The 22,806-nt window shown below is 42.3% G+C and carries 23 protein-coding genes; 21 read left to right on the top strand and 2 right to left on the bottom strand.

Annotation, left to right across the window (positions count from 1 at the left end):
- Positions 1–8: 8 nt before the first annotated feature.
- The 5 genes from rsfS (at position 9) to IGJ74_RS10495 (ending at position 3,944) form a co-directional block, all read left to right on the top strand.
- A complete protein-coding gene (gene rsfS, locus IGJ74_RS10515) occupies positions 9–350 on the top strand; it encodes a ribosome silencing factor (protein WP_034695537.1) in 342 nt (113 codons plus the stop codon).
- A complete protein-coding gene (locus IGJ74_RS10510; protein WP_016612181.1) occupies positions 350–1,078 on the top strand; it encodes a class I SAM-dependent DNA methyltransferase in 729 nt (242 codons plus the stop codon). Before rsfS ends, IGJ74_RS10510 begins: the two co-directional genes overlap by 1 nt.
- A gap of 27 nt (positions 1,079–1,105) precedes the next feature.
- Complete coding sequence (locus IGJ74_RS10505) at positions 1,106–2,272, top strand: nucleotidyltransferase (RefSeq protein WP_218192979.1); 1,167 nt, start codon at positions 1,106–1,108, stop codon at positions 2,270–2,272.
- Positions 2,273–2,351: 79 nt separating this feature from the next.
- The gene (locus tag IGJ74_RS10500) at positions 2,352–3,074 is read left to right on the top strand and encodes a YebC/PmpR family DNA-binding transcriptional regulator (protein ID WP_005225911.1); all 723 of its coding nucleotides are present in this window, start codon (positions 2,352–2,354) and stop codon (positions 3,072–3,074) included.
- Between the two features lie 210 nt (positions 3,075–3,284).
- Complete coding sequence (locus IGJ74_RS10495) at positions 3,285–3,944, top strand: hypothetical protein (protein WP_008378159.1); 660 nt, start codon at positions 3,285–3,287, stop codon at positions 3,942–3,944.
- A 62-nt stretch (positions 3,945–4,006) separates the two neighbouring features.
- Here the strand turns inward: IGJ74_RS10495 and helD are convergent, their stop codons facing one another.
- Positions 4,007–6,289, bottom strand: a complete 2,283-nt coding sequence (helD, locus tag IGJ74_RS10490) for an RNA polymerase recycling motor HelD (RefSeq protein WP_086299382.1) — start codon at positions 6,287–6,289, stop codon at positions 4,007–4,009.
- Positions 6,290–6,429: 140 nt separating this feature from the next.
- On the opposite strand from helD, the gene IGJ74_RS10485 reads away from it, so the two are divergent.
- The 12 genes from IGJ74_RS10485 (at position 6,430) to rbfA (ending at position 16,912) form a co-directional block, all read left to right on the top strand.
- A complete protein-coding gene (locus IGJ74_RS10485) occupies positions 6,430–7,302 on the top strand; it encodes an aminoglycoside 6-adenylyltransferase (RefSeq protein ID WP_034872541.1) in 873 nt (290 codons plus the stop codon).
- The gene (locus IGJ74_RS10480) at positions 7,272–7,769 is read left to right on the top strand and encodes an ASCH domain-containing protein (protein ID WP_005235615.1); all 498 of its coding nucleotides are present in this window, start codon (positions 7,272–7,274) and stop codon (positions 7,767–7,769) included. The genes IGJ74_RS10485 and IGJ74_RS10480 overlap by 31 nt, the downstream gene beginning before the upstream one ends.
- A gap of 88 nt (positions 7,770–7,857) precedes the next feature.
- The gene (locus tag IGJ74_RS10475) at positions 7,858–8,034 is read left to right on the top strand and encodes a 2-hydroxymuconate tautomerase (protein WP_005225916.1); all 177 of its coding nucleotides are present in this window, start codon (positions 7,858–7,860) and stop codon (positions 8,032–8,034) included.
- Between the two features lie 310 nt (positions 8,035–8,344).
- The gene (thrS, locus tag IGJ74_RS10470; protein ID WP_005235617.1) at positions 8,345–10,285 is read left to right on the top strand and encodes a threonine--tRNA ligase; all 1,941 of its coding nucleotides are present in this window, start codon (positions 8,345–8,347) and stop codon (positions 10,283–10,285) included.
- A gap of 174 nt (positions 10,286–10,459) precedes the next feature.
- Positions 10,460–10,894, top strand: coding sequence for a DUF4234 domain-containing protein (locus tag IGJ74_RS10465; RefSeq protein WP_008378150.1), 435 nt, complete (start codon positions 10,460–10,462; stop codon positions 10,892–10,894).
- Positions 10,879–11,232, top strand: a complete 354-nt coding sequence (locus tag IGJ74_RS10460) for a DUF2752 domain-containing protein (RefSeq protein ID WP_034695542.1) — start codon at positions 10,879–10,881, stop codon at positions 11,230–11,232. The genes IGJ74_RS10465 and IGJ74_RS10460 overlap by 16 nt, the downstream gene beginning before the upstream one ends.
- Positions 11,233–11,439: 207 nt before the next feature.
- Positions 11,440–11,913, top strand: a complete 474-nt coding sequence (gene rimP / locus IGJ74_RS10455) for a ribosome maturation factor RimP (RefSeq protein WP_008378146.1) — start codon at positions 11,440–11,442, stop codon at positions 11,911–11,913.
- A gap of 21 nt (positions 11,914–11,934) precedes the next feature.
- A complete protein-coding gene (nusA, locus tag IGJ74_RS10450; RefSeq protein ID WP_008378144.1) occupies positions 11,935–13,149 on the top strand; it encodes a transcription termination factor NusA in 1,215 nt (404 codons plus the stop codon).
- 16 nt (positions 13,150–13,165) lie between these two features.
- A complete protein-coding gene (rnpM, locus tag IGJ74_RS10445; protein WP_005225922.1) occupies positions 13,166–13,462 on the top strand; it encodes an RNase P modulator RnpM in 297 nt (98 codons plus the stop codon).
- A complete protein-coding gene (locus tag IGJ74_RS10440) occupies positions 13,455–13,757 on the top strand; it encodes a YlxQ-related RNA-binding protein (RefSeq protein ID WP_005235626.1) in 303 nt (100 codons plus the stop codon). Before rnpM ends, IGJ74_RS10440 begins: the two co-directional genes overlap by 8 nt.
- A 12-nt stretch (positions 13,758–13,769) precedes the next feature.
- Positions 13,770–16,529 (top strand): translation initiation factor IF-2, encoded by a 2,760-nt coding sequence (gene infB, locus IGJ74_RS10435; protein WP_194188498.1) that lies wholly within the window; start codon positions 13,770–13,772, stop codon positions 16,527–16,529.
- 32 nt (positions 16,530–16,561) lie between these two features.
- Positions 16,562–16,912, top strand: coding sequence for a 30S ribosome-binding factor RbfA (gene rbfA, locus IGJ74_RS10430; protein WP_005225925.1), 351 nt, complete (start codon positions 16,562–16,564; stop codon positions 16,910–16,912).
- A 51-nt stretch (positions 16,913–16,963) separates the two neighbouring features.
- Here rbfA and IGJ74_RS10425 read toward each other — a convergent pair whose 3' ends face one another.
- On the bottom strand, positions 16,964–17,542 hold the full coding sequence (locus tag IGJ74_RS10425; RefSeq protein ID WP_005235629.1) for a phosphatase PAP2 family protein: 579 nt from the start codon (positions 17,540–17,542) through the stop codon (positions 16,964–16,966).
- Between the two features lie 122 nt (positions 17,543–17,664).
- Here IGJ74_RS10425 and truB point away from each other — a divergent pair, with 122 nt between their 5' ends.
- The 4 genes from truB to iadA all read left to right on the top strand — a co-directional run bounded on the left by truB (position 17,665) and on the right by iadA (position 22,693).
- A complete protein-coding gene (truB, locus tag IGJ74_RS10420; protein ID WP_016610162.1) occupies positions 17,665–18,591 on the top strand; it encodes a tRNA pseudouridine(55) synthase TruB in 927 nt (308 codons plus the stop codon).
- 2 nt (positions 18,592–18,593) lie between these two features.
- Positions 18,594–19,547, top strand: coding sequence for a riboflavin biosynthesis protein RibF (gene ribF, locus IGJ74_RS10415; protein ID WP_194199627.1), 954 nt, complete (start codon positions 18,594–18,596; stop codon positions 19,545–19,547).
- Between the two features lie 239 nt (positions 19,548–19,786).
- Complete coding sequence (yfcC, locus tag IGJ74_RS10410) at positions 19,787–21,478, top strand: putative basic amino acid antiporter YfcC (protein ID WP_176273503.1); 1,692 nt, start codon at positions 19,787–19,789, stop codon at positions 21,476–21,478.
- A gap of 30 nt (positions 21,479–21,508) precedes the next feature.
- Positions 21,509–22,693 carry a beta-aspartyl-peptidase gene (iadA, locus tag IGJ74_RS10405; RefSeq protein WP_016620344.1) on the top strand — a complete coding sequence of 395 codons (1,185 nt, stop codon included), beginning with the start codon at positions 21,509–21,511 and terminating at the stop codon, positions 22,691–22,693.
- The last annotated feature ends 113 nt before the right edge of the window (positions 22,694–22,806 follow it).

Here is a 22,806-nt window from a genome sequence, read left to right as displayed (position 1 = left end):
GTCAGAAAATATTAGAAATTGCTGTAAAAGCCGCCGATTCAAAACATGCCGAAGATATTATGGCATTAGATGTGCGGGAAATCTCTTTGCTAGCAGATTACTTTGTGATCTGTTCAGGAAATAGCGAACGTCAAATCAATGCGATCATTGATGAAGTCATCGATAAAGAAGAAGAAAATCAAGTATCTGTTCGCCGTGTCGAAGGAAAAGATGGTGGAAAATGGGTCTTGATCGACTTAGGTGACGTGATCGTTCACGTATTCAGTGCCTCAGAACGTGCTTTTTACAACCTAGAAAAATTATGGTCTGATGCGCCGCTTGTGGATCTTAATGAATGGGTCGTGGCGTAATGGCTTACGAAACCTTCGCATTTGTCTATGACGAAGTAATGGATTCCAGTCTCTATAAAAAGTGGCTGGATTTTTCTTGTCGTCATTTAGGAAAAAGAAAACAGCTGTTAGAATTGGCTTGTGGAACCGGTGCGTTAGCCGTTGAATTTGCCAAGGCTGGGTTTGATGTGACTGGGTTAGATCTTTCAGAAGAGATGCTGATGATCGCTAGTCAACGGGCTGAAAAAGAAGAGGCGGCTGTGCAATTTGTTGCGGGTGATATGCTGGATCTCGTAGATATTGGCACCTATCAAGCTATTACTTGCTATTCTGACTCCCTTTGCTACATGGAAGACGAGCAGAGTGTGCAGCAAGTTTTTGATGGTGTTTACAGTTGTTTAGAAGAAGATGGCGTCTTTTTATTTGATGTGCATTCCTTATATCAAATCAATGAAGTGTTTCCTGATTATAGCTACCATTACCAGACGGATGAATTTGCCTTTCTTTGGGAAAGCTATCAAGGAGAAAAAGACCATAGCATTGAACATTTCTTGACCTTTTTTGTTGCACAAGAGAATGGGTTGTTTGAACGCTTAGATGAGCTTCATCAAGAAAGAACCTATCCTCTCGAAAGCTATTTAAGAATGTTAGAAAATGCTGGTTTTGCTAATGTTGAATGCTACGCTGATTTTATCGATACAAAACCAAATGAAAAAAGCCGTCGCTGGTTTTTTGTCTGCCATAAGTAACCGTTATGTAAAACAGGAGGGATGTCGATGAAGGCTTGCGGACTAGTCGTAGAATATAACCCTTTTCACCATGGCCACCAATACCATGTGGACAAAGCCAGGCAAGAAACCAACGCTGATGTCATTGTAGCCGTGATGAGTGGGAATTTTTTACAGCGTGGTGAACCAGCAATCATCGATAAATGGCAACGAGCCCAAGCGGCATTGCAAAATGGCGTCGATTTGGTCGTTGAACTGCCATCCGCTTGGGCCGTCCAGTCTGCTGATTTTTTTGCAGCGGGAGCGATTAGGATCTTACAAAATCTGCAATGTGATTCTTTGTGTTTTGGTACAGATGCGAAACAACCCTTTGACTATGCAAAGTTCGCTCAGTTTGAAAAAGAAAATCAGCGGATGATCGATGACGCATTTCAACGCATAGCTAGGCAAAATGCTACCTATAGTCAAAAAATGAGTATGGTCCTCAGTGAGCTTTATCCTGAGTACCATGCAGAAAAAGACCAGCCGAATCATCTGTTGGGTATGGCGTATGCACGGGAAGTGTTGTGTTATGAAAAACCAATGAGGCTTGTTCCCATCCAACGAATTGCGGCCTCTTATCATTCAGAACAATTTGAGCATCCAACGATCGCTAGTGCCACAGCCATTCGTCAAGGACTCAAACAAGGTGAAGCTGTTGTGGATTTTGTTCCTGAAGCAACACAAAAATTTCTTTCGCAAACAACAGTCGACTGGGAAGCCTTTTGGCCGTATCTTCAATACCAGATCATTTCTGCCCCCCTCGAAAAATTAGCTGCTATTTACCAGATGGAAGAAGGACTAGAATATCGACTAAAACAATATGTGACTGCGGCGGATTCGTTTGCAGATTTTATCAAGTTGTTAAAGACAAAACGCTATACCCAAACGAGACTGCAGCGTCTTGCTTGTTATGTATTGTTCCAAGTGACAAAAGCTGAAATGAAGGAAGCCCAAGCACATCCCTTTATTCGAGTCTTAGGCTATACAAAGCAAGGGCAGCACTATTTAAAAGAAGTCAAAAAAGAGCTGACCCTGTCGCTGATCGCTAAATTCGGTAAGAAAGAAGCACAGCGCTACGGCTTGTCATTGCGGATCGACCAGATTTATCAGCAAGGGAATGCTCAAATCTCAGAACAAAATTTTCGAAGAATTCCGCTTTTTATTGATAAATAAGTGAAAATTGCTTCACAGAACGCCATTTGACAAGTATAATGAATAAGGATTTTTAAAAACAAGAAAGCGAAGTGAAATCATGGGTCGTAAATGGGCAAATATCGTAGCGAAAAAAACTGCTAAAGATGCAAACAATAGCCGAGTTTATGCAAAATTTGGAATCGAAATCTACGCAGCAGCAAAATCGGGTGATCCTGATCCTCACGCGAACCAAAAATTACGCTTTGTTATCGAACGTGCGAAAACCTACAATGTGCCAAAACACATTATTGACCGTGCGATTGAAAAAGCCAAAGGTTCTGGCGATGAACAATACTCAGAACTTCGATATGAAGGATTTGGACCAAATGGATCAATGGTGATCGTCGATACTTTGACAAACAACGTCAACCGTACCGCAGCCGATGTTCGGGCCGCTTTTGGTAAAAACGGCGGGAATATGGGTGTTTCTGGGGCAGTTGCTTATATGTTTGATAACACAGCATTATTTGGCTTTGCTGGTGACGATGCCGATGAGATCTTAGAATACTTGATGGACAAAGAGATCGATGTTCGTGATGTTGTTGAAGAAGATGGACAAATTATCGTTCACGGTGAACCAAGTGACTTCCATGCCATTCAGGAAGCCTTGAAAGAAAAAGGAATCACCGAATTTTCAATTGCTGAAATGCAAATGATTCCTCAAAATGAAGTAACCTTAACTGGCGATGATCTAGAAAAATTCGAAAAAATGATCGATGTATTAGAAGATCTTGAAGATGTTCAAAATGTCTATCACAATGTGGCAGACGCTGAAGAATAAGACATACTGGCAGCCTAGAGGTGATCTGGCTGCCATTTTTTGGTGTTTTTTTCATCAACCTTCCGTTGTTTAGTCAAGTGAAAAAAACAAGAGAGCGAGAAGCACTTCTCTTGAAAATTCTTCAATATTCATCGTCTTTTCAGTTGGTTTCCAGACATTTTATATGTTATGATTTACTACATAAGCAAACAACTCGTTAGGGGGGCAGACATGGAAGAAAAAATCGTTTTAGAGCCATTTAATCGAATCTTAAGTGGTTTTGAAAAGCTAGCAGAAGTGTCTGTATCGATTTCTGACTGCTCGGCTCTTTGTCGGAAATATCAAAAGTATGGGGTGGAAGGGTATCGTCTAGGCGATTATCGTGGTTCTTCTTATTTGAATCGTTATTTAAATGTCGTCGTTGATCGCGCACCCTTGTTAATTTATAAAGAGCGATTCTTGATTCCTTTGGTCTTTCGCATGTCGGAATACTCTGAACGGCTCTTTATCGATGATTATCGAATGGAAGGGTTCTTCATGCTGTTGGATTGGCTTTTGGAACACCGACCAGAAAAAGCAATTATTGATTATAAGCGAACGCGTGCTTTACCTCACAGAAAAGAATTGGTGATCGATAGTTCTTATGTGCTTTTTCGATTGACGGAAATTCTCGACGGTGCTGGTTTTCCTCTTAGTCGCTTTACAACGATCGAGGAATTTAGTCAATGGAATCGTACCCATCGTTTGATCGATAATGGCAGTATCGGACGTCATACAAAATTATTTGTTCCAGAAGATCCGGAACACGTTTCTGAGCTGCAGATGATTTTAACAATCGTTGGGATGCGTTATCCAGAAACCCGCTTATTTATTGGCGAATTAAAAGGCTAAAAAACATCACAATCGGCTGGTTTCATTTGAGAATCAGTCGAAAGTGATGTTTTTTTGTTAGGTTATTCGTCAATCCGTGATGCTTCTTGAAACTGATAAGTGGCAGGATCAGCTTTCACTAGAAGCGGCAATTCTTCTTGGGTAAGGACGGTCAACTGATGCATCGCCCGTGTCGCCATTGTATAAAAAATCAATTGGTCTTGTTCAGTCGCGAAAGTGGCACCTGGTGTCCAGACAAATACTTGGTCAAACTCTAGCCCTTTTGCTAAAAAGGCCGGGAAGATCATGACATTGCGTTTCATGAAGTCTTCTTCAGAGGTGATCAGCTGCACTTGTTCCTGCATTGTTTCTGTCAGCTGGGCATATAACTGCTGGCAATCCTTTGCGGTTTTACAAATGATCGCGGTGCGCCAACGCTGATTCTCCGCTGCCTTTCGAATACTGGTTTCTAGGAAAGCCAGATTTTCAGATTCAGTTCCTTTAACAATTGTTGGTACCGCACCTTTACGAGCCGTCAATTCCACTTGATCACTGCCAACTAAAAATTGATTGGCGAAATCTGTGATTTCCTTAGTCGAACGATAGCTGGTTTTCAATTGATAACGTTTCACGCTTTCGTGGGGGAATAATTCTGCTAATGCTCCGACGATCGTTTCATTGCCATAAACTTTTTGGTTCAAATCGCCGCACAGGGTGATACCAGCCTTTGGATAAAGCTGACGCAGCAGAGCCACTTGTGCTGGTGGAAAATCCTGCATTTCATCGATAAAGATAAACCGAGCTTTTTCTTCGACGTGAACAGGATAAAGCTGTTTGATCAGTAAGAAAAACAAAACGGCGTCTTCTTGTTTGATTTGTCTTTGGCGCATTCCTTGGCGAATGTTGGCAATACTTTGCTGCCAAGCCGCAGCCTCGATGCCAGTTTCTTTGACTGCAGCAGACTCAACCGATTGTAAAAAGTGTAAGTATTGCTTGGCTTGGTTGATAAACTGAAAGTTTTTCACTCCCCGCGTCAAGGAACGGAACTTCTTACGGACGATCTGCTGTCTGAGTTTCTTCCGCAAACGGCGTTCGTTTTCTTCGCTGTATTCTTGATGAGGATCGTTGGTAAATACTTGTTGCAATTGCTCTTCGGTCGCTTCTTTGACCCAGTCTTTTTTGGCTTCATCTTTTTCCAAGCCGCCGATTTTTTTTAATAATTTTGTTTGAAGCAGTTGGGTTCTTTGGTAAATCGGCAATTCATGATTGGTTTCTTGGTACCAGCGGCGAATCTGTTCTTTTGTCAAATAGGTTTGCCCTTGGATTTTTAGATCACGGAACAAGGGGCCGATCGGTGCAATCGAACGGACATAACGGTTGATTTTTTCCACCAAGAAAAGACTACTTTTGATTTTTTCAATGGCATCATCGTCGCCGCTTAAAAAGTTCTCTTCTTGTTGGGTTTCTTTTGTTACTTCATAGCCAGTCAGAATCAATTGGATAAAGTGGTGGAAGGTTCTTGTGGGCACTTCACTTTCCCCTAATGAAGGCAGGACCATGGATATATAGTCAGAAAACAAATGATTGGGTGAAAACAGCAAGACTTGTTTTTCGTCCAGCCATTTGCGATTACGGTAAAGTAAAAAGGCGACCCGTTGCAATAAAGCAGAGGTTTTCCCACTTCCAGCAATCCCTTCGATCAGTAAAAATTTATTGGTGGTATCACGAATAATTTGGTTCTGTGCTTTTTGGATCGTTGAAACGATGTTACGCATTTGAGAAGAAGAGGCCTCATCCAAGATTTCCAATAAAAATTCGTCATTGATGATCTCCGAAGTATCGACCATCGATAAGATCTCACCATTTTGAATTTTAAACTGGCGTTTTAAGAGCAGCTCTACCGTAAAACGGTCGGTGTCTGTTTCGTAGAATGTTTCACCAAGTTCTCCTTCATAGTAAAGATTAGCGATCGGTGCGCGCCAGTCAATGACGATCGTTTCTTCCTCTTTGTCTCGTAAAGAAGCGATCCCTAAATAGAGGGTCTCGGTTTCTTGCTCTTCTTTGAAATCGATTCGAGCAAAGTAGGGATTGCCTGCCATCGTTGTTAGGGTTTTGACGCGTTTTTCTTGTGATTCTGCGGTTTGATACTTGATCAGCAGTTCTTGTTCATGCTGCTGGTACTCGATCACTGATTCATAAAAGGCTTCACTGTCGCCTCCGCGAATTTTCTTATCGGCGATTTCTTTTAATTGATCATCCATTTTAGCGGCTAATTCTTGTTTTTGCTGCGAAAGGATCGCTTGTTCTCTGTGGATCAGAGCAATGGTTTCATTGACATGTTGTTGTTCTTTTTGACGTTCGTTCACGAAGGATCCTCCTTAAAAAAATTGCGACATAAAATTATAGCATATTTTCCCTGTGAATGTCGTGGAAAAAAAGAAACTATGCTAATATTTATAAAAAGAGCTTAGGTGTTCAAAAACGAAACGAAATAGAGGTGGAAAAGGTGAGAGAAGAAGCAGAATTGCGCCAATTGATCCTGTCTGTTGGGAAACGTGTTGGGGCACGTGCCATCGGTTTATCTGGTTCACGGACCGATCCACAGGCGCCAAAAGATATTTTGCAGGATTTTGACGTGGTCTTCGTGATGGAGGATATTCAGCCTTTGGTCGATGATTCTTCATGGTTAGAAGCCTTTGGATCAATCATGATCAGGCAAACACCGGAAGCTAGCACGATTTATCCGCCGAGTTTGGGCGGGTGTTTTACGTACTTGATGCATTTTTTAGACGGAGTAAGAATCGATCTCATGCTATGTCCACTTGCACTGGTCGATCGTCTTGCTAAAGAACCAGGCTTGCAGCCGCTGCTTGATCCAGACCAATTACTAAGTTTTGCTAATCAAGCAAATCATTCGCATTACTGGATCAAGCGCCCGACCCAAGCCGCTTTTCAAGAACACTGCAACGAATTTTGGTGGGTAAGCACGTATGTCGTGAAAGGGCTGCTTCGAAAGCAACTAATTTATGCTACGGATCATTTATACACCATTTGTTGGCAAGAATTGTTATGGATAGAAGATTTGTTTGTTGCCCATGCTCAGCAATTTCAGGTGAGTACTGGGAAAAATCATAAATACCTGCAGTCGTTTCTAACGGAAAAGGAGTGGCGGGAATTGACCTCATTGCTTGATTTTTCCACGATCACTGCTTGCGGTCAGTCCCTTTTGAAGATGCAAAAACGATTTGATAAGCAAGCAAAGAAAATCAGCGAGAAATTAGGGTTGGCCTATGATTGGCAAGAAGCTGAGAATGTCCAAACATATACGAAGTATTGGAGTGAAAAAAATTGGCAGATGAGACCAGAGAACCAAAAATAAAAGACAGTCAGATTCAAGCGTTTTGGCAGCGGTTTTTAAAAGCAAATCCAAGAAATCAATCTTCTCTGACCTATGAAGATGCTTGGTCCTTTGGTGATACTTCAGAAATGGCGGATGAACTGGCAGCACTTGTTTTAGCTGGCAAAAAGACAGCGACGACCTCCGCCGCTGCGCTCTATGAAATCGAGCAAGAAGCATTGCCACAATCAGAAACGTATAGTGTCCTTTTAGATGGTTCGGATGTACCAAGAGCTGTTCTTTATTTAGAGTCAGTGTCGATCGTGCCATTTGATGAAGTGACAGCAGCGTTTGCCTTTTTAGAAGGGGAAGGAGATCGCACTTTGGCTTATTGGCGCCGTGTTCATGAAGCTTTTTTTCGACGAGCTTATGCCTCAGCGGGGTTGTCTTTTCACGATCAAATGCTATGCGTTTGTGAAAAGTTTTCTGTCGTGTATCAGGAGGAATAAAGACACGTTTTTCTTTGGAAATCATGGGAATAGCTTTTGTCTTTTTGAAAAAGGTGTATAATCAAAAGCAAACAAAGGAGGAAATCGTATGCCATTTATTCATGTCGAACTAGTTGAAGGGCGTTCGCAAGAACAACTGACGAATATGATGAAAGAAATCACTGAGGCGGTCCATAAAAATACGGGTGCCCCTAAGGAGCATATCCATGTCATCATCAATGAAATGAAGCAAGGAACCTATGCTGTGAATGGCGATTGGAAATAATTCTCTTGCTTTTTCTTGTAGGTAGTGGTTTAATTGAGCCATAATCGATCAATAAAAAAGACACCTGAGTTTGAGAGTCTTCGATAAGAGAGGGAAATCTTGGCTGAAAATTTCCTGGAAGAAAACCAAAGGATGACCACTTTTTTAGACCTCTGTCGAAACGGAGGCGGTTGAACCGTTATCTCATGAAGAGGAAAACAGACTTTTTCTGTTTTCGAACAATAGGTGGAACCACGAGTGATCGTCCTAGTATCGTAACCGATACTAGGACTTTTTTATTGATTGAAATCATTCAAAGGAGGACATTCATATGTCATTATTTATTACATTTCCTGATGGCGCAAAAAAAGAATTTGCTGTTGGGGTAACAACTAAAGAGATTGCTGAAAGTATCTCGAAAAGTCTTGCAAAAAAAGCCTTAGCTGGAAAAGTCAATGGACAACTGATCGATCTTTCACGTCCGATCGAAGAAGATGCAACGATTGAGATCGTGACACCCGATCATGAAGACGCCTTAGGTTTACTTCGTCATTCGACAGCTCATTTAATGGCTCAAGCCATGCGCAGACTCTATCCATCGATCCATTTTGGAGTAGGACCTGCAATTGATTCTGGTTTTTACTATGACACAGACAATGGGGAAAACCCAGTAACTGCGGAAGATCTACCAGCAATCGAAGCAGAAATGATGAAAATCATTAAAGAAAATCTGCCAATTGAACGACGTGTATTAACAAAAGAGGAAGCTTTGGCTCTTTTTGCTGAAGATCCATACAAAGTTGAGTTGATCACAGAATTACCAGATGACGAAACGATTACTGCCTATCAGCAAGGAGAATTTGTTGACTTATGCCGCGGCCCTCATGTCCCATCGACAGGTCGTATCCAAGTGTACAAATTGTTATCAGTAGCCGGAGCCTATTGGCGTGGAAGTTCTGATAATCAAATGATGCAAAGGGTATATGGAACAGCCTTTTTCGATAAGAAAGACTTGAAGGAATTTATTCGTTTACGAGAAGAAGCAAAAGAACGCGATCATCGTAAATTAGGGAAAGAATTAGAATTGTTTATGTTGTCCCCTGAAGTCGGCGCGGGTTTGCCTTTCTGGTTGCCAAAAGGAGCAACGATCCGTCGTACGATCGAGCGTTATATCGTGGATAAAGAAGTTAGCCTTGGGTACCAACACGTTTACACACCAATCATGGCAAACGTGGATTTATACAAAACATCAGGGCACTGGGATCATTACCACGAGGACATGTTCCCACCAATGGATATGGGGGATGGCGAAATGCTGGTTCTACGACCAATGAATTGCCCGCATCACATGATGGTTTACAAAAATGACATCCATTCGTATCGTGAACTACCAATTCGGATCGCTGAATTAGGAATGATGCACCGCTATGAAAAATCAGGGGCACTATCAGGGTTGCAACGGGTTCGGGAAATGACCTTAAATGATGGTCATACATTTGTTCGTCCTGATCAAATCAAAGAAGAATTCAAACGGACACTGGATCTTATGGTGGGCGTTTACGAAGACTTTAATATTACTGACTATCGTTTCCGTTTAAGTTATCGCGATCCACAAAACAAAGACAAATATTTTGATGACGATGCGATGTGGGAAAATGCGCAAACAATGCTAAAAGCGGCCATGGATGAATTAGAATTGGATTATTTTGAAGCTGACGGTGAAGCAGCTTTCTACGGACCTAAACTAGATGTCCAAGTGAAAACAGCTTTAGGTATGGAAGAAACCTTGTCAACGATCCAATTGGATTTCTTATTGCCTGAACGGTTTGATCTAACATATGTTGGTGAAGATGGCGAAAACAATCACCGTCCAGTGGTGATCCACCGCGGAATCGTTTCAACGATGGAACGTTTTGTGGCTTACCTGACAGAAGTCTATAAAGGGGCATTCCCGACTTGGTTGGCACCAATCCAAGCATCGATCATTCCGGTCTCAGTCGAAGCCCACAGCGACTATGCTTACGAAATCAAAGAACGCCTGCAAGCGCAAGGACTGCGAGTGGAAGTGGATGACCGCAACGAAAAAATGGGGTATAAGATCCGTGCATCACAAACCCAAAAAATTCCTTACCAAATTGTTGTTGGGGATCAAGAAGTCAATGATGCGACAGTCAATATCCGTCGCTACGGCAGCAAGGAGACCCAAGTCGAAGAATTGAATCTGTTTGTTGATGCAATGGCTGCTGAAGTGAAAAATTATAGCCGAGCATAGCTTTTGGTTCAAAGAAAACGAATGATTTTATAGTATAGGCACCTGCTTTCAGCAGGTGCTATTTACCTTTTTTAATCTATATAAAATAAAATGATTAGATTTTTTTTGTTTTTGTGAATAAAATCGTGTATAATTAGTATGTGATAAAAAGGAATAAACTAGAAGGAGTTTGTGATGAATTATAATTACGGAGTTAGAAAGAAATCGGTTGTATCGGTCATTTTATTAACATTTATTACTTGTGGCATTTATACATTCTTTTGGATGTACCAAACAACCAAAGAGCTGGCAGAATACAGCGGGGATAATCGTCTTTCGCCAGAGACGTCGATTTTACTCACGATCCTTACTTGTGGATTGTATCAAATTTATTGGTGGTACCGAATTGCGGATATCTTTATGAGTGCACAACAGCGAGCGAATATGCCTCGTCTGAGTGACAACAAAATTCTTTTTGTCGTCTTGAGCCTGTTTGCTTTTGATTTCATCAACATGGCGATTTTACAAGGTGATATGAACCAAATGTGGGAAGCGGCTGATCAAAATGCCATGACCTCATCTAACAATACAAACGATTCGTCTGATTCAGATGATTGGGTAGATTATTGATTTGTCCGTTTAAATGGTTAACGGGGTTTCCTTGTCCAGGTTGTGGCATGACGCGCGCCTACTTGCACTTATTTCAGGGTGATCTTGAAGGTGCGCTGCATTTTCATCCCTTGTTTTGGTTAGTGCCGATCGTATTCGGAATCGTTTTATTCAAAAAAAATCCGAAAATCAGCAAACTTTACTACAGTCACAACCTGTGGGTGACATTGACACTTTTGGTACTAGTGGTTTATGGTGGTCGGCTCTGGCTTCATTTTCCACATGACGCGCCAATGGACTTTGATCCAGAGAGCATTTTCCCACAACTACTACGTCGGATTGGTCAAGTGATTCACTAACAGCCATTCACCCAAGCATTAAAAATCTTTAAGAAAATGCTTTGTTTTTTTCTGAAAGCGAAGGGAACATGCGACAGTAGTTGAATCTTTATGAAAATTGTGTTATATTTACAATGTAATGATACTTAGAGTGAGTGAGCGGTTTTTTCGCTCACTCTTTTTAATGGAATGAAGTTCGTTTCGTTGAGAAATAAAGGAGGCGATGTTGTGAGTACGGTAGTGGAAACTGTTACAGATATAGTGACCCCTATTCTGGATGCGCAAAAATTTGAATTAGTTGAAGTAGAATTCGTGAAGGAAGGGAAAAATTGGTTTCTTCGTGTGTTCATTGATAAAGAAGGCGGAATCGATATCGAGGAATGTGCCTTTGTCAGTGAACAACTTAGTGAACAATTAGACCAATGCGAACCTGATCCTATTCCACAGGCCTATTTCTTGGAAGTTTCTTCCCCTGGCGCCGAGCGTCCATTGAAGAAAGAAGCAGATTATCAACGGGCAGTCGGCGAGTACATTCATGTTTCTTTATATCAACCGATTGATGGAGAAAAACAGTTCGAAGGCTTTTTACAGTCATTCGATGAAAATCAGCTAGTTATGAAGACCCGAATCAAAACCAGAGAAAAAGAACGAACGATCGACCGGAAAAATATTGCCAAAGCTCGTTTAGCCATTCAATTTTAAACACGGAGGAATGAAAGAATCATGAGTAAAGAAATGTTGAATGCATTGGATGCATTAGAAGCAGAGAAAGGCATTTCAAAAGAGATTGTCATCGATGCCTTGGAAGCGGCATTGGTTTCAGCGTACAAACGTCATTACGGGCAAGCACAAAATGTGGAAGTAGAATTTGATCAGAAAAAAGGCAATATCCACGTCTATGCAGTCAAAGAAGTGACAGAAGAAGTCATGGACTCGCAACTAGAGGTTTCATTAAAAGAAGCGATGACAATCAACCCCGCTTATGAAATCGGCGACAAAATCCGCTTTGAAGTAACGCCTAAAGATTTTGGTCGTATTGCGGCGCAAACGGCAAAACAAGTCATTTTGCAACGGGTCCGTGAAGCGGAAAGAAACATTATCTATAACGAATTTAGTGCGTACGAAAAAGACATTTTGCAAGGAATCGTTGAACGCCAAGACAATCGTTATATCTATGTAAACTTAGGCAAAATTGAAGCCGTGCTTTCAAAACAAGACCAAATGCCAAATGAGTTTTATCAACCCCATGATCGGATCAAAGTATTCGTTTCTCGTGTTGAAAATACTTCAAAAGGACCTCAAGTATTCGTTAGCCGCAGCCATCCAGATTTGCTGCGCCGATTATTTGAACAAGAAGTGCCAGAAGTATATGATGGTACTGTAGAGATCGTAAGTATTGCTCGTGAAGCAGGGGATCGTGCCAAAGTTGCTGTTCGTTCCTTTGATGCCAACGTCGATCCAGTCGGCACTTGTGTTGGCCCTAAAGGTCAACGGGTTCAAGCGATCGTCAATGAACTAAAAGGCGAAAACATGGACATCGTGGAATGGAATGAAGATCCAGCGATCTTCATCGCCAATGCGTTGAATCCAGCAGAAGTCAGCGACGTTATTTTTGATGTTGATAATCCGAAGGCTTGTACTGTTGTCGTGCCTGATTACCAACTATCATTAGCGATCGGTAAACGCGGACAAAATGCTCGCCTAGCAGCCAAATTGACTGGCTTCAAAATCGATATCAAATCAGAAACAGACATGGAAGAATTTTATGCGAAGCTGGATGAAGGCGACTATATCGATGAGTATGATGCCAATGCTTCAGAAGCTGCTGAAGAAATCAGTACAGAAGCAACAGAATCTGCAGAAACAGTTGATGAAGCGATCCTTCCATCAGACATGACTGCGGATGATTATGAAAATGTTGAGTTTGACGAAAAATAGTTGAGGTGAGATCGTGATGAAAAAACGAAAAATTCCTTTACGAAAATCAGTGATTTCAGGCGAAATGCTACCTAAGAAAGAAATGCTTCGTATCACTCGTTCAAAAGAAGGCGTTGTTTCCATCGATCCGACAGGAAAAATGCCAGGTCGGGGAGCTTATATAGCGATCGAACCGGCTGAAGCCCAGAAAGCATGGGATAAGCGTATCTTGGATCGAGTGCTGGAAACGAAATTGACAGATGAATTTTACCAAGAACTATTGGACTATGTAACGCACCAAAAAGCGCGAAAAGAGTTATTTGCAAATGAATAAAACCAAAGCATTAAATATGTTAGGACTAGCCATGCGTGCTGGGAAATTAGTAACTGGTGAAGAAATGACTTTAAAAGAGATTCGCAATGAGAAAGCTGCTTTAGTCATTATCGCCAGTGATGCTGGTAAAAATACACAAAAGAAAATTAAGGACAAAAGTTCTTATTACGAAATTCCGCTCCTAGATGCATTTTCTGCTGATGAAATCAGTGCGGCCATTGGGAAACCAAGAATGGTCATTGGCATCTTAGATCAAGGATTTGCAAGGAAGGTGCAGGAATTAATATTAGGTTAGGAAGGTGATTGCATGGGAAAAAAAAGAATTTATGAACTTGCAAAAGAATGGAATAAGTCGAGCAAAGAGGTTGTTGAAAAAGCACAATCTTTAGGCTTTGATGTCAAAAATCATATGGGCGCGATCTCAGATGGAGAGGCGCAAAAATTGCAGCAGTCATTAGGCGGCAATCCAAATGGTAAAACATCTGCAAACTCAAATCCCGCAAATCAGAAACCAGCCAACCAGCCGGAAAAACAAGAACAAAAGAAATTTAAAACGCAAAGAAATAATCCTAACTTCCAAAACCGTCATAACAATCAAAGTCAACAGCGAACTACGCAAAGCAATAACCGTCCTGCTGGTCAAGGACAAGTAGATCGCACGAACAGTCAAGGAAGTAACAGACCAAATAACCAAGGAAGTCATAATCGAGTGAATAACCAAGAGAATCGTAACAATCAAGGGCAACAAAACCGCCCAACAAACCAAGGACAACAAAACCGTCCGAATAATCAAGGGCAACAAAATCGCCCAACAAACCAAGGACAACAAAATCGTCCGAACAATCAAGGACAACAAAATCGTCCGAACAATCAAGGACAGCAAAACCGTCCAAACAACCAAGGACAACAAAATCGTCCGAACAATCAAGGACAGCAAAACCGTCCGAATAATCAAGGGCAACAGAATCGCCCAACAAACCAAGGACAACAAAACCGTCCGAATAATCAAGGGCAACAAAATCGCCCAACAAACCAAGGACAGCAAAACCGTCCAAATAACCAAGGGCAACAAAACCGTCCGGCCGCTCAATCTGCAGGAAATACGCAAGGGGCAGACCGTAACAATAACCGTCCGCAAGGATCGAATGATTCTCGTGGAGGAAATCAAAACCGCGGCAAGTCAAACTACGGTGGACGCAACAATAATTTCAACAATAACAATCGCAACAAATTCAATAAAAAAGGCAAAAAAGGCCGTCAGCAGACGGAAAAGAAACCGCCAGTTCCAGCACGTAAATTCCGTGAGCTACCAGAAGTATTGGAATATTCAGAAGGCATGAACGTAGCGGATATCGCGAAAAAAATCTACCGTGAACCAGCAGAGATCATCAAGAAACTCTTTATGATGGGGGTTATGGTCAATCAAAACCAACCTTTAGATAAAGATACGATTGAACTGCTTGCTACCGATTACGGAATCGAACCACAAGAAAAAGTTCAAGTGGATATCGCAGACATCGATAAATTCTTCGAAGCAGAAGAACAAATTGAAGAGAATTTAGTATCACGACCACCTGTTGTGACGATCATGGGTCACGTTGACCACGGGAAAACAACATTGCTTGATACTTTACGTCATTCACGCGTAACAAGTGGTGAAGCTGGGGGAATTACGCAGCATATTGGCGCTTACCAAATCGACATCAATGGCAAACCAATTACTTTCTTAGATACTCCTGGACACGCGGCCTTCACTAGTATGCGTGCACGGGGAGCAAGTATCACCGATATCACGATTCTTGTTGTCGCCGCTGATGATGGAGTGATGCCACAAACAGTAGAAGCGATCAACCATGCGAAAGCAGCAAAAGTGCCGATCATCGTTGCAGTAAACAAAATCGATAAACCAGGTGCTAACCCACAACATGTGATGCAAGAATTAAGTGAACATGAGTTGATCCCAGAAGCTTGGGGTGGCGATACGATCTTCGTTGAAATCTCAGCGAAATTTGGGCAAAACATTGAAGAATTGCTTGAAATGATCCTCTTAGTAGCAGAAGTCGAAGATTTGAAAGCTGATCCTACCCAACGGGCGATCGGTACAGTCATTGAAGCGCGCCTTGATAAAGGAAAAGGTCCTGTAGCAACACTATTGGTTCAACAAGGGACTCTTCATGTAGGTGATCCAATTGTTGTAGGGAATACTTTCGGTCGTGTTCGCGTAATGACGAATGATTTAGGTCGTCGTGATAAAGCAGCTGGACCTGCTACACCAGTCGAAATCACAGGATTGAATGATGTGCCTCAAGCAGGTGATCGTTTCGTTACTTTTGAAGACGAGAAAACAGCTCGAGCAGCGGGTGAAGAACGTGCAAAACGTGCTTTGATGGAGCAACGCGCATCAAGCAGTCGTGTGACATTGGATAACTTGTTTGAAAGTCTAAAAGAAGGCGAACTGAAAGAAGTAAATGTCATCATCAAAGCAGACGTACAAGGTTCAGCTGAAGCATTAGCTGCTTCATTGAAGAAAATCGATGTTGAAGGTGTGCGAGTGAACATCGTCCATTCAGCCGTTGGTGCAATCAATGAAAGTGATGTAACGCTAGCAGCAGCAAGTAATGCCATCATCATCGGATTCAACGTCCGTCCAACACCGCAAGCCAAACAGCAAGCGGAAGCGGAAAAAGTCGATATTCGTTTGCATCGCATCATCTACAAAGCGATCGAAGAAATCGAAACTGCGATGAAAGGGATGCTTGATCCTGAATTCGAAGAAAAAATCACTGGTCAAATGATCGTTCGTGAAACATACAAAGTATCTAAAGTGGGCACGATCGCAGGTTGCTACGTAACGGAAGGCAGTATTCGCCGTGACAGTGGCGTCCGCGTGATCCGTGACGGCATCGTTATCTATGAAGGCAAACTTGCCAGCTTGAAACGCTTCAAAGATGATGTCAAAGAAGTGAAGCTAGGGTTTGAATGTGGCGCGATGATCGAGAAATTCAACGATCTTAAAGTTGATGACGTGATCGAAGGCTATGTCATGGAAGAAGTACCGACAAAATAACGGAATGACAACTATACAAGGAGGCTTTTTGAATGGCTAACTATCGAGATCGCCGAGTGGCACAAGAAATCTTAAAAGAAGTCAATCAAATTCTTCGTAAAAAAGTTCGTGATCCTCGCGTGCAAGATGTGACGATCACAGATGTACGAGTAACTGGAGATTTACAGCAAGCAACGATCTTTTACAGCACCCTAACGGACTTAGCTTCAGATAAGCAAAAAGCCCAAGCAGGACTGGAAAAAGCAACTGGCTTGGTTCGTCGTGAATTAGGTCAAGCGTTAACGCTCTATAAAGTTCCAGAAATCCAATTCGAATTGGATGAATCAGTACAATACGGGAATAAAATTGATGAAATGATTCGCGCATTGCACTCAGAAGAATAAAAAAAAGAGCAGCTTCCAATCGAAGCTGTTCTTTTTTATTTGAAAAGAGCATCAGGTATTCATCAGTAAAGTTACCAGTCCAGCAACACCTGTCCCCAAGAGCCAGCCTCCGATCACATCTGTTAAAAAATGGATCCCTAAGTAGACTCTGCTAAAGCCGATCATAAAGCTTAACAAAACTGCCAGCAGAGTCATCGGAAGGACTGCTGAGGGAACCAATTGTCCAAGATTCAAGGCGATCGTTCCGTACATGGCAGCGGATGTGGCAGCATGGGCACTAGGAAAGCTGTGATCTTTTTCTTCAACTAAACGATGATCGATCGGACGATCTCGTCGGACGATCCGTTTGATCAGGTAAGCAGCTGCTGATACTATGAAGATACTGACTGCTGTTTTTGGTGCAAGATCCGCCCGCGATGATGGAAAGACAAACAATAGTAAAGCGATCGCAACTGTCGGAAAGGCTTTTCCTAAATTGGTAAAAAAGTGCATCATGCGCGTCAAAGAAGGCGTACGGCTCTGGATGATCTGCAAAGCAAACGCTTCTTCCCAACGCTGCATCGTGCCGAGCTGAATCATGATCAAAAAGATGGCAAATCCAATAAATGACCCTATCGTTAAAACAACCATTTTAGGACCTCCTTATATGCTTAGTTTATCATGTAATGAGAAGGAGCGAAAAGGATTTTGTCGTGCAATGAATTTTTTTTATATGTTATAATAAGCAAGTTGAAGTGAAATGGAGGAATACGATGGACGGGATTTTACCATTATGGAAAGAGCGTGGACAAACAAGTCACGACTGCGTGTTTAAATTACGAAAAATATTAAAGACAAAAAAAATCGGACACAGCGGCACACTAGATCCTGACGTGGATGGTGTCTTGCCCATTTGTATCGGAAAAGGAACGAAGATCGTCGAATACTTGGTTGATTCTGGAAAAGTCTACACCGGGGAAATCACCTTGGGCTTCAGTACCACTACAGAAGATCGGTCGGGGGATATCGTTGAACAACAAGCACTAACTCGTCCGTTTACGAAGACAGAAATCGATCAGGCAATGAAACAGTTGACGGGGACGATTACCCAGATCCCGCCGATGTATTCGGCGGTCAAAGTCAATGGCAAACGACTTTACGAATATGCTCGCAACAATGAAACTGTCGAGCGACCACAGCGCAAAGCAGAAATTTATTCCTTCAAACGAATTTCAGAGCCGGTTTTTCATGAGGACAATACGCAAAGCTGGCGTTTTGAAGTTTCTTGTGGAAAAGGGACTTATGTTCGCACGTTAGCGGTCGACACAGGAAAATTGCTGGGTGTACCCGCGCATATGTCTGATTTGACTCGCTTAAAAAGCGGTGGTTTTTCTAAAGAACAATCTTACACGATTGCAGAGGTGCAAAAGGCAGTCGATGAACAACGTGTTTCGGAACTACTGCTACCGGTGGAATATGGGGTATCGGAGTTTGTTCAAGTGACGATCGATGCGGACCTCTGGCAGAAAGTAAAAAATGGCATGCGCTTGCCTTTCAGCGTGTTTGGATTACAAGAGCGCCCAGAGGAATTAGTGGCGATTTTTTATCGAGAACAATTGATCAGTATCTATAAAGCTCATGACAAATACCAAGATATGATGAAACCGGTAAAAGTCATCCGTACAGAAATAGGAGAATGAACATGGAAATCATTGAAATGAGACACCCTTATGATCACGAAACGATTCCTGATGAGGAGATCGTCTTAGTGTTAGGCTTTTTCGATGGCGTACATCTAGGTCATCAGAAAGTCATTGAAACAGGACGAAAGATCGCAGAAGAAAAAGGGTTAAAATTGGCATTAATGACCTTTAATCAACATCCCTCGATCGTTTTTCAAAAAGTCGATCCTGAAAAAATGCAATACCTGACCAGCTTGGCTCAAAAGGAAGCGCATATGGAAAAGCTTGGAGTAGATATTCTTTATATCATTGAGTTTACTTCTGCTTTTGCAAATCTGGCACCACAGGTGTTTGTGGATGAATACATGATCGGTCTGCATGCAAAAGTTGTTGTTGCTGGATTCGACTATACCTACGGCAAGAAAGAGATAGCCAACATGGCGCTGTTACCAACATATGCAGAAAATCGTTTTGAAGTTGTGACTGTCGCGCAAGAATCGTTTGATGAAGAAAAGGTTAGCTCCACACGCATTCGCTCTGCCCTACAAAATGGCGATATGGCACAAGTCAATCGCTTGTTAAGGTATATTTATGAATTTGAAGGAACCGTCGTTCACGGTGATGCTAGAGGACGAGAACTTGGGTTTCCAACCGCGAATATCAAAGTAAAGAGCACCGTTCGGTTGCCAAAAGAAGGCGTCTATGTGACGGAAATCAAAGTCGGTGACAAGTGGTATCCATCGATGGGATCGATTGGTCACAATGATACGTTTGGTCAGGGGCGCCAGTTAACAGTTGAAATCTATATTCTCGATTTTCACCAAGATATCTATGGTGAAACCGTGGCGATCCGCTGGCATCATTTCTTACGTGATCAAGTCGCTTTCAATGGCGCACAAGCGTTGATCGAACAATTAAAGCAAGATGAACGAGACACTGAAACTTATTTTGATGGGCTTTCTGAAGAAAACTAAGCATTCGTAGTGAAAAGAAGCGTTTCTGGCTTCTTTTCACTTTTTCTTTTTCTTTCTTTTTATAACGTAGTTTATTTGAATTCTAATGCTTTCCCCATGAGGAAAAAACGTTTTTTCGATATACTAAAAAATAGGCAAAAATGATAATTTATGCAGAACGCTGCAAAGGGAAAGGGAGAGAAAAAGTGACAATTGGAAAAAAAGCGAAAAAGGGGAAAGAAAAGAAAGATTTAACTAAAATGAAAACGCCTCATACGTATGTCATCATCTTTGGGGTCGTATTGTTGGCGTGGTTGCTGACTTTCTTAGTTCCCGCTGGAAAATTCAGTACACAAGAAATCGAGTATACCGATGCAAATGGGGAAATAAGTACCAGAACGGTCTTGATGCAAGATTCGTTTCGTTATGCCTACCCGTTAGATAACGAATACGTCTATCAACAGTTGAATCAATTGGAAGACGATCCACAAGAGTTGGAAGAATTAGATGTCGATCCTGAGGCTTTAGCAGCTGTTCTAGCTGAAGGGCCTAAAGAGTTGTCCCAGAGTCAATTAGATGAGGTGGGACTGACCGATGACACGCTTTACAGTCTTTACGGCGAAAAAATTTATGATACTTCTGAAAAACTGCACAAAACAGCCAAGGTTTGGGGAACTGATGACTTTAACGGTTTCGGCTTCTTAAATTTTGTTTTTGAAGGATTGGTTTCTGGTGATAAATACGGCTCAGCAGTTGGGATCGCAGCACTGATCCTAGTGGTCGGTGGTGCGTTTGGTATTATCATGCAAACCGGAGCGATTGATGCGGGGATCTTTGCATTTATCAGCAAAACTCGTGGATTAGAACGCTTGGCATTGCCGCTGTTGTTCTTTGCTTTTTCATTTGGGGGCGCTACCTTTGGGATGGCAGAAGAAGTCATTCCGTTTTCGATGGTCATGGTGCCTTTCGTGATCGCATTGGGGTATGATTCGATCGTGGCGGTCACCGTCACCTATGTCGCCTCCCAGATTGGAAATGCCACCTCGTGGATGAGTCCGTTTAGTGTGGCAGTAGCTCAAGGGATCGCAGGTATTCCCGTTCTTTCAGGCGCAACGTTCCGAATCATCATGTGGGTCGTGGTTACCGCACTATCCGCAGGGTACCTCATGATCTATGCCGAAAGAATTCGCAAGAATCCTGAGAAATCGCTAACGTATCAATCGGATGCGTATTTTAGAAATCATCTTGAAAAAACCTCCAGTGAGCAAAAACCATTTTTATTAGGTCATAAATTGATCTTGGTTGAAATGCTGGCGGTTTTGATCTGGATCGTATGGGGTGTGACGCAGAAAGGCTACTATATTCCCGAGATTGCTTCTCAATTCTTTGTTATGGGCTTAGGGGCAGGAATCATAGCGGTTCTTTTCAAATTAGAAAATATGGGCTTGAATGATGTGGCGAGTGCCTTTCAATCTGGTGCCTCAGAATTGGCAGGAACTGCAATCGTTGTAGGGATGGCCAAAGGGATTCTTCTGGTTCTCGGCGGTTCTGATGCCAATGTGCCGTCAGCGTTGAATACGATTTTGCACAGCATCGGCGGTTTGTTAAGCAATGTTCCAGCATTTATTGGTGCCTGGTTCATGTACATTTTCCAAAGCTTCTTCAATTTGATCGTGACTTCAAATTCAGGTCAAGCTGCATTAACCATGCCGATCATGGCGCCATTAGCCGATCTTTTAGGTGTCTCTAGACAGATCGCTGTCTTAGCTTATCAATTAGGCTCGGGCTTTATGGATGCCTTCACTCCAGTATCGGCAAGTCTGATCGGTGTCTTGGGTGTCGCAAGAATCGAATGGGTGAAATGGGCGAAATTCCAGATCAAAATGCAAGGTTTCTTATTTGTATTAGGAACGATTTTTATCTTTATTGCGGTCGCAATCGGCTTGCAATAAGAAGCAATCAGGCACAAGGAGGAAGCACTTATGAAGGTGATACGACAAGCAGAGGTTTACGCTCCTGACTATTTAGGAAAAAAAGATATTTTATTAAATGAAGACAAGATCATTGCTATTCAAGATTCGATTGAAGGAGGATTCTCAGGTGTTCCTCTTGAAGAAATCGATGGCACAGGGTTACTCGCTGTGCCCGGCTTTATTGACTGCCACTTTCATATCTTAGGAGGTGGCGGGGAAGGCGGCTTTCAAAACCGGACACCAGAAGTGAAATTGAGTCAATTGACCTCTGCAGGAGTAACGACAGTGGTTGGCTGTTTAGGTACTGACGGAGTAGGCAGAGATATGACTGCCTTGATCAGTAAGGCGCGTGGACTAGAGGCGGAAGGCATCACGACTTATCTTTATGACGGTTCGTATCGATTGCCTTTGGCGCCCGTCACGGATTCCATCATCCAAGATTTTTTGACTATCGATAAAATTATTGGTATCGGTGAAATTGCCGTTTCTGACCATCGTTCTTCACAACCAAGTTTCGAAGAATTTACCCGCGCGGTTGCGGATGCTCGTGTTGGTGGGATGCTTTCTGGAAAAGCAGGTATCGTAAACGTCCACTTAGGTGGAGGAAAGAAAAAATATGAGCTGCTTTTACGAACCATCGAAGAGACAGAGATTCCAATCAGCCAATTTTTACCGACACATGCCAATCGGACCAGCGAGCTTTTCGAAGCAAGTATTGCTTTTGCAAAAATGGGTGGAACGATTGATTTTACGGCGAGTGAAGATCCTGATTTCTGGGAAAAAGAAGACGATGAGGTTCGCTTCAGTAAAGGATTGAAACGTTTGTTAGCAGAAGGGATCGGCCTGGATCAATTTACCATGACCTCTGATGGGCAAGGCAGCCTCCCGTACTTTGATGAAAACAATCAATTCATAGGTCTGGGTGTCGGCAGTTCGCGAGCGCTGATGGTAGGCATTAAAGAAGCAGTCCAAAAAGAGCAGATTCCATTGGAGATCGCCATTCGAGCAATCACTTCCAATCCAGCGAAAGTATTGAAGCTTGATCAAAAGGGACGTCTTGCAGCAGGGATGGATGCTGATATTTGCTTGCTGAACAAAGACTCATTAGCAGTAGAAACGGTTCTAGCAAAAGGCAGAACAATGGTAGAAGAACAAGAAGTAAAAGTGTGGGGTACCTTTGAACAACTAACATAAGAAGAATTCAGTTTTAACAGACTAAGAAACGGTTGTTTTTCTAAACAGAGTTGTAGAAGAAAATAAGCAGCCCGATCCATGACCAGCATTTACTGGACTTGATCGGACTGCTT

Source organism: Enterococcus sp. AZ009 (genome assembly GCF_050548785.1).
In the GTDB taxonomy this organism is placed as follows: Bacteria; Bacillota; Bacilli; order Lactobacillales; family Enterococcaceae; genus Enterococcus_D; species Enterococcus_D entomosocium.
The sequence above is the reverse complement of the archived record's forward strand: the minus strand, read 5'-3'. Positions and strand labels throughout refer to the sequence as shown.

Bases quoted from the DNA above. Each gene is read 5' to 3' on its own strand.
- IGJ74_RS10500 (WP_005225911.1), top strand. From the start codon at position 2,352: ATGGGTCGTAAATGGGCAAATATCGTAGCGAAAAAAACTGCTAAAGAT.
- IGJ74_RS10465 (WP_008378150.1), top strand. From the start codon at position 10,460: ATGAATTATAATTACGGAGTTAGAAAGAAATCGGTTGTATCGGTCATT.
- IGJ74_RS10475 (WP_005225916.1), top strand. From the start codon at position 7,858: ATGCCATTTATTCATGTCGAACTAGTTGAAGGGCGTTCGCAAGAACAA.
- IGJ74_RS10495 (WP_008378159.1), top strand. From the start codon at position 3,285: ATGGAAGAAAAAATCGTTTTAGAGCCATTTAATCGAATCTTAAGTGGT.
- IGJ74_RS10505 (WP_218192979.1), top strand. From the start codon at position 1,106: ATGAAGGCTTGCGGACTAGTCGTAGAATATAACCCTTTTCACCATGGC.
- IGJ74_RS10425 (WP_005235629.1), bottom strand. From the start codon at position 17,542: ATGGTTGTTTTAACGATAGGGTCATTTATTGGATTTGCCATCTTTTTG.
- truB (WP_016610162.1), top strand. From the start codon at position 17,665: ATGGACGGGATTTTACCATTATGGAAAGAGCGTGGACAAACAAGTCAC.
- thrS (WP_005235617.1), top strand. From the start codon at position 8,345: ATGTCATTATTTATTACATTTCCTGATGGCGCAAAAAAAGAATTTGCT.
- rnpM (WP_005225922.1), top strand. From the start codon at position 13,166: ATGAAAAAACGAAAAATTCCTTTACGAAAATCAGTGATTTCAGGCGAA.
- IGJ74_RS10440 (WP_005235626.1), top strand. From the start codon at position 13,455: ATGAATAAAACCAAAGCATTAAATATGTTAGGACTAGCCATGCGTGCT.
- ribF (WP_194199627.1), top strand. From the start codon at position 18,594: ATGGAAATCATTGAAATGAGACACCCTTATGATCACGAAACGATTCCT.
- infB (WP_194188498.1), top strand. From the start codon at position 13,770: ATGGGAAAAAAAAGAATTTATGAACTTGCAAAAGAATGGAATAAGTCG.
- nusA (WP_008378144.1), top strand. From the start codon at position 11,935: ATGAGTAAAGAAATGTTGAATGCATTGGATGCATTAGAAGCAGAGAAA.
- iadA (WP_016620344.1), top strand. From the start codon at position 21,509: ATGAAGGTGATACGACAAGCAGAGGTTTACGCTCCTGACTATTTAGGA.
- IGJ74_RS10510 (WP_016612181.1), top strand. From the start codon at position 350: ATGGCTTACGAAACCTTCGCATTTGTCTATGACGAAGTAATGGATTCC.
- yfcC (WP_176273503.1), top strand. From the start codon at position 19,787: ATGAAAACGCCTCATACGTATGTCATCATCTTTGGGGTCGTATTGTTG.
- rbfA (WP_005225925.1), top strand. From the start codon at position 16,562: ATGGCTAACTATCGAGATCGCCGAGTGGCACAAGAAATCTTAAAAGAA.